We start from the raw sequence: 6,000 nt of genomic DNA, 5'->3' as shown, positions 1-6,000 counted from the left end.
ACGTGGTCGCCCCGGTCGGGCGGGCTGGTGATCACCCGGTCAGCGAACTCTGGGTCGCCGCCGCCGACGGGACCGGGTCTCCGCGACGATTGACTTCGGGTGAGGCGTGCGATTCAGCGCCGCGGTGGGCCGAGGATTCGCTGTTGATCTATTTTCTCTCCGACCGGACCGAGCGTGGCACGGCGCAACTGCACCGGGTGGGGCTCGTCGACGGTGTTGTGCAGGCGGTCACGTGCTGGGCCGGTGGGGTGTCCGGGCACCTCCCACTAGCCGATCCGGACCTGGTCGTGGTGATCGCGGCCGATAAACCGTCCGCCGAGGACGAACGCCGGGTGAGGGAGCGTGACGACGCTCGGGTGTGGGGTGAACGCGTACGCCCGGACCGGCTGCGGCTGCTCGACGTACGGAGCCGGGAGGTCCGGACACCGGATGCGTTCGGTGATCGCCATGTCGTCGAGGTGGCCCAGCGGCCCGGCGATGGAATCCTGGCGGTACTGACCTGGTCGACCCCTGACGTGGACCCGGGCCTGGTGGAGCCCGGTCTCCACCTCCTCGATCCGGACAGCGGCGTGATGCGGGACCTCGGCCCGGCCGCAGCGTGCGCGTCGTCGCTCGTCTGGTGGCCCGCCGTCGACGGCTGGCACTTGGCGTATGTCGCGAAGACTCCGCCCGCTCTGGTGGGCGGACACGCGGTTCTCGATGTCGCCGTACCAGTGAGCGGGCCGGTGGGCGAGCACCGTAACCTGTCCGCCGGCACGACCGTCTGCCCGAGCAACCTGGTTCAGGTCGACACCGGGCCCCCGCTGGCGCTGGTCGCCGACGGGCTCGATACCGCGATCTACCGGCTCGATCCGGCCGGGCCCAGCCTCGTCGAGGTGTCCCGGGTCGACGGCCTCGCGACGTCGTTGACCACGAACCGGCACGGTGAAGCCGTCGCGGCGGTGGTCAGCTCGTCCTACCAGCCCGGGAACGTCCACGCCGGCCCCACGAGCGGGCCGCTGACGAGGCTGACCGATCTCAGGCCCGAACTCCGCGACATCCGGTGGGGTGTCCAGGAACGCCTGTCGTACGAGGCATCCGACGGGCTGGCCCTGGACGGCCTGCTGATCCTGCCCGCCGGCCGGTCCCACGAGGACGGGCCGTTTCCGCTGGTGACACTCGTTCACGGCGGCCCGTACGAACGGCACGCCGACCGGCTCATGCTCGGCTGGCACCCGTCAGGTCAGTGGCTGGCGGCTGCGGGCTACGCCGTGTTTCTGCCGAACCCGCGCGGCGGCCAAGGGCACGGCCACGACTTCGCGGTGCGCGTCGCCGGCGCGGTCGGCCTGGACGAGTGGACCGACATCTGCGCCGGCATCGACCTGCTCATCGCCGACGGCGTCGCCGACCCCGACCGGCTGGGCATCGGCGGCTGGAGCCACGGCGGCTTCATGGCCGCCTGGGCGATCGGGCAGACCGACCGGTTCAAGGCCGCCGTGATGGGCGCCGGAATCAGCGACTGGGGAATGCTCGCCGCAACCGGAGAACAGGGGCCGTTCGAGGCTGCCCTCGGCGGTAGCAGCGGCTGGGAAGGACCGGGTCCACACCGCCACGACCGGCTCAGCCCGATCTCGTACGCCTCCAAGGTCCGCACGCCGGTCCTGATTCTGCACGGCGAGTACGACACCAACGTTCCGGTATCACAGGCGGAGTTCTTCCACCGCGCGCTACGCAGGTTCGGAGTCGAGCACAAGTACGTCGTCTATCCCCGGGAAAACCACGCGATCCGCGAACGCAACCACCAGCTCGACGTGCTCCGCCGCACCCGCGCATGGTTCGACCGGTGGCTCGGATAACCCAACGTCCGACCGCCACGACCGCTACGGCCGAGCGGCAGGCCAGACCACCTACTCCAGCTTAGAACCCCCGCTCCCGGCGACGTCTTGACACAGAGGGGAGCCAAATCCGCATCACCGCGCACGGGTTCTACCAGCGGCTCGGCTACGTCGACGTCCCACCAGCGAAACGGCGTTCGGCTTCACCTACATCCTCCGCAAGCCCCGGCCCTGATGCGTCAGCCCGGCAGGTAGCGGGCGAGGCGAAAAGGCTGGACAGGCAGCCTCGACCTGCGACTCGTCCGTCCGGCCCGGCCGCCGCAGGACCACCATCGTCGGTCACCGAGCCCACTCATCGGCTAAGACCGAGCGTCACGCGACGCAGAACTCGTTGCCCTCGGGATCCTGCATGACGACGTGTCCCAAGGTGTCGCCGGACCACTCCTCGCGGAGCACTGTCGCACCGGCAGCTACCAGTTCGGGCACCTTCTGCTGGTCAGTCGTGCACGCTCGGCCATGTTCCAGGGGCAGTTGGGTCGGTCCGGGCTCGTCCGGGTCCGCTCGCTCCGGTGGCTCCGGGCATGGCTCCCAAGCCAGGCCATGTGATCCGTGGCCTCGGCGGTGTCCTCCGGAACGGTCTGCCTGCGGCACGTGCGGAGTGCTTGACAGACAACCCACAGGAACAGCCACGCCCAATGGCACACAACGGAGTGGAACCACTACCGACGGCAATGGCTCCACTCCGTTGTCAATGTGCCTCGCACCCCGGCGGCCGCTGACCCCGAGTCGAGGCATCCTGCCACCGCGCATGCCCTCCCGTGCGCGCGCTGGCCTTCCGGTTCACAGGCGTCACACGATGGAGATCGACCGCACCTGGGTGTTGCCCTTGGTGTCGACGTATACCTTGTAACCGCCGACGGTGTAAGTGCCGGCAGCGTTGTTGTCGATGGTGAACGTGGCCGTCACCGGAGACTCGCTGCCGTCGACGTGGGTCTGCTTCACCGTGACGGTCAACTCGTTCGTGTTGCCCTTCAACTTCTTCACCACCGCCGACGGCTTCGCATCGATGACCGCGTTGGCGACTGTCACGTAGACCGCGTCGGGTGAAGAGAACTCCGCGTTCTTCTGCCCGTCACCGAACACGAAGAAGCCCCGCTGTTCGATGGCCCCGCGCCCGGGGAACGGATCCGGGTTCGAGGCCAGGTACGTCGGGTTGACCGTGTACAGGTCCGTCTTGGAATCCGCGAGCTTGGCCTGCACCCCGGTGTACGGGGCATCGGTGATCGCGAGGTTGACCGACAGGTAGATGGCGTCGGGGTTGTTGGCCGAAATGCGCGAGGAGAAGTACTTGTCCGCACTCTGCCCCGCAGGAACGGCCAGCGGCACAACCTCGTCGCCGACGAGAACGTTGAACTGGAAGTCGCCGTAGCCGCCGGCGACGAACTTCGCCCAGGCCGCGTCTGACATGTGGTCAGGGCGCTCCACCTTGAACTCCAGGCGCATCGGCGCCACGTACGTGGAGTTCAGGTACTCGGTGTCGGTCAGGGGCAGGTAGACCCCGCCCGGGGCGTGCCCCAGTTCGAAAGCCGACGCCGTCGGGGTCGAGTTGCCGCGCCCGTTCCACATCGGGATGTTGAACGAGGTGGCGCCGAGCAGGGCCTGGTTGCCCAGCTGGCTCGTGCCGACAGCGGCCGACGCGTCCTTGTAGGTTCCGATCGTGACGTCGAGCAGGTCGAGGTCCGCCCGGTCGGCGTTCAGCCCGGGGATGTCTGCCCACATGAACTTGGCACCGGCGGGCCCGGAGTACCGGGCCATTTCCAGCATGCCATCGGCCATGATCTTGGTCATCTGCACTGCCGAGTCGACCTTCATCCGCTCGTTGGCCGTGTGCCACCAGCGCTCGTTACCCGGGATGACGGCGCCGAAGGCGGTCATCTTGTTGCGGAAGCTGCTGGCCAGCGTGCCGCCGGTCGTGCCCTGCGGATAGACCACGTCCCTGAGGCAATATGGATCCGCAAACGCCTCCGGGTTGTGGTTGATCGAGGCTTGGTAGCTCCCGAACTGAAGAGCCGTGAGCGGGTTGTCGTGAGTGACGTACAACCCGGCGCCGACGGGCGAGCCGAGGTTGCCGATGGTGAACCCCTTCGCCTGGAAGGCGGCCGTGACCGCCGCCGTTGCCTGGCCGGAGTCAGCCGCGGTGACGTGCATGCTGCGCACATACATCGGCATGCTGAGGCTGCCGGAGGCGTCCGTGTAGAAGCTCGTCGGGGTCTCCGAATTGATGCCGCCCATGAGGGCAAAGGTCAGGTTCGGCGTGCCGTTGCTCGGGTTGCGCAACAGGCTCGCCGGGATGCCCATGTACTTGCCGATATACGCTTCGCCTTCGACACCGTCACGGAAGAACAGCTCGGCGATGCCGTCGGCGGCTTTCTTCAATTGCATGTCGGCGGCCGTGATTCCCAATGCGCCGAGTCCCTTGGAGAGGAGGAACATTCCCCACACGACGGCATTCTTGCCGTACTGCGGGGTCGGCATCTCCATCGCCACATCGGTGTTGACCTCCAGCGTGAGCGAGTCGCCGGTGATCGTGGTCTGCACCTTGGGCGTGGTGCGGGAAGCAGCCGGGAGCCAACCGTTCGTGGTCGCGGCAGCAGTGATCGCCGCTACGAATCGGTCGCGCTCGGCGGAGCCGGCCCCCGCCACGTCGAGGGTGAAAATGGCCCGCGAGGCGATCTGCGTGGTGCTGCCGTAGGCGATGTCCTTGAGCGTCGGGTCGCCTTCGCGCAGGGTGACGCCGGCTGTGGCGGCCGTCAGCCGGAAGGCCTTGGTGCTGTCTGCGGACAAGCTCATCGACACCGACGGGGTCACCGATCCGGAGTTGCCGACGATGACCGGGAACCGCGAGTCGGAGGTGTAGGCCGCGATCGGGATCTCTTCCCGATTGAGGTTCTTGTAGGCCCAGTTGTCGTAGAAGCTCGGGTTCGAGTTGTACGGGATGGACTGGAAGGTGGCGGTGTTCGTCGTCGAGGGGGTTCCGGGACCGCCGTCTTCGTAGATTCCCATGACGATGCGGATGCGTCGGTCGAGGGGCAACCCCGCCTCGAGCAGCGCCTTGGCCGCGAGCAGCGTCGCCAGCGTCGGGCCGCTGTCGTCCTGGATGCCCGCCCCGTAGACCCAGCCGTCCTGGACATAGGGCGAGTGGTACGCACCAGGAGTGCCGAGGTTGCCATCGGCGTCCCGCCAGCGCGCCAGCTGGGCTGGCGAAACCGAAGCCGTCGGCGAGTCGAGGTGGCTCAACGCCATGACCATCTCCGGGGCGTCCGGGTCACCGATCTCTGCGTAGACGTACTTGTCGGGCTGGCGTTGGACGACCACCGGGAAACCCAGGTCGGTGGCCAGCTTGACCACCCAGGCGAGCTTGGCGACCTTGCGGTCGTACTCGTACTGGTTGGCCGCGGTGTTGCTGACCGGGAAGGGGTACGCCGTCGCGGCCGTGCCGCCTCGGGAGATGGAGTCGTAGCTCGACCCGTCCAGCATCGCCCCGACCAGACTGAGCGGGTCGTAGGTGCCGTCCCCCGCCCGCGCGCTGTTGACGCGTCCAGCCAACGCCTCGACTTCCGCGTGAATCGCGTCCCGCTCGGCGTCGGTCACCGACAGATCGTAGGTGACACTCGGCTGAAAGCCCTCCTTGCCGAAGCTGGCCGCGGACGCGCTGGGCGTGGGCGCAACGGTCGCCGCGAGGGTCGCGGCGAGCAGGACGGAGAAGATGGCCGTCCGTCTGTCTCTCATAGAAGCTCCAGAACAGGGGGGATGACACGGTGGGGAAAGCAGACGACAGCCGCGCCGCCGATGGTCGTCCGGGCGGGTTTTCTTGAGGATGATCTGAGAATTCGGCGGAATCTCACCGGGGGTTGGTGCGGCCGTAGCCGGTAGCCCACCCCGCGTACGGTCTCCACCAGGCCGGCGTGGTCGAGCTTGCCGCGCAGGGCCGCGACGTGGACGTCGAGGGTCTGCCCGGCGTTCCAGGTGGTCTGCCAGATCTCCATCAGCAGCCGGTCCCGGGAGACGACCGTGCCCGCCTGCCGGGCCAACGCCATCAGCAGCTCGAACTCCTTGCGGGTCAGGCTCACCTCGCGGCCGGAGAGCCAGACCCGCCGGGCGTTGAGGTCGACCCGCAGGTCGCCGA

At 68.0% G+C, this 6,000-nt stretch carries 4 protein-coding genes; 1 reads left to right on the top strand and 3 read right to left on the bottom strand.

From position 1 onward, the window contains the following. Positions 1-2: 2 nt before the first annotated feature. Positions 3-1,835: a S9 family peptidase gene (locus ABZ570_RS12745; protein ID WP_358061300.1), complete on the top strand. Its 1,833-nt coding sequence runs from the start codon at positions 3-5 to the stop codon at positions 1,833-1,835. 351 nt (positions 1,836-2,186) lie between these two features. Here the strand turns inward: ABZ570_RS12745 and ABZ570_RS12740 are convergent, their stop codons facing one another. From ABZ570_RS12740 to ABZ570_RS12730, 3 genes are read right to left on the bottom strand one after another with little or no spacing between them, the layout of a single operon-like run. Further along, positions 2,187-2,609, bottom strand: coding sequence for a VOC family protein (locus tag ABZ570_RS12740; protein ID WP_358061297.1), 423 nt, complete (start codon positions 2,607-2,609; stop codon positions 2,187-2,189). Positions 2,610-2,663: 54 nt separating this feature from the next. Further along, complete coding sequence (locus ABZ570_RS12735; protein ID WP_358061294.1) at positions 2,664-5,603, bottom strand: M20/M25/M40 family metallo-hydrolase; 2,940 nt, start codon at positions 5,601-5,603, stop codon at positions 2,664-2,666. Beyond that, entirely contained in the window at positions 5,600-5,944 is a 345-nt protein-coding gene (locus ABZ570_RS12730) for a winged helix-turn-helix domain-containing protein (protein ID WP_358061291.1), read from the bottom strand. The genes ABZ570_RS12735 and ABZ570_RS12730 overlap by 4 nt, the downstream gene beginning before the upstream one ends. Positions 5,945-6,000: the final 56 nt, after the last annotated feature.

The organism is Micromonospora sp. NPDC007271 (assembly GCF_040634005.1).
Lineage (GTDB): Bacteria > Actinomycetota > Actinomycetes > Mycobacteriales > Micromonosporaceae > Micromonospora.
Note: the sequence above shows the minus strand (reverse complement) of the source record. Positions and strands in the feature narration are given on the sequence as shown.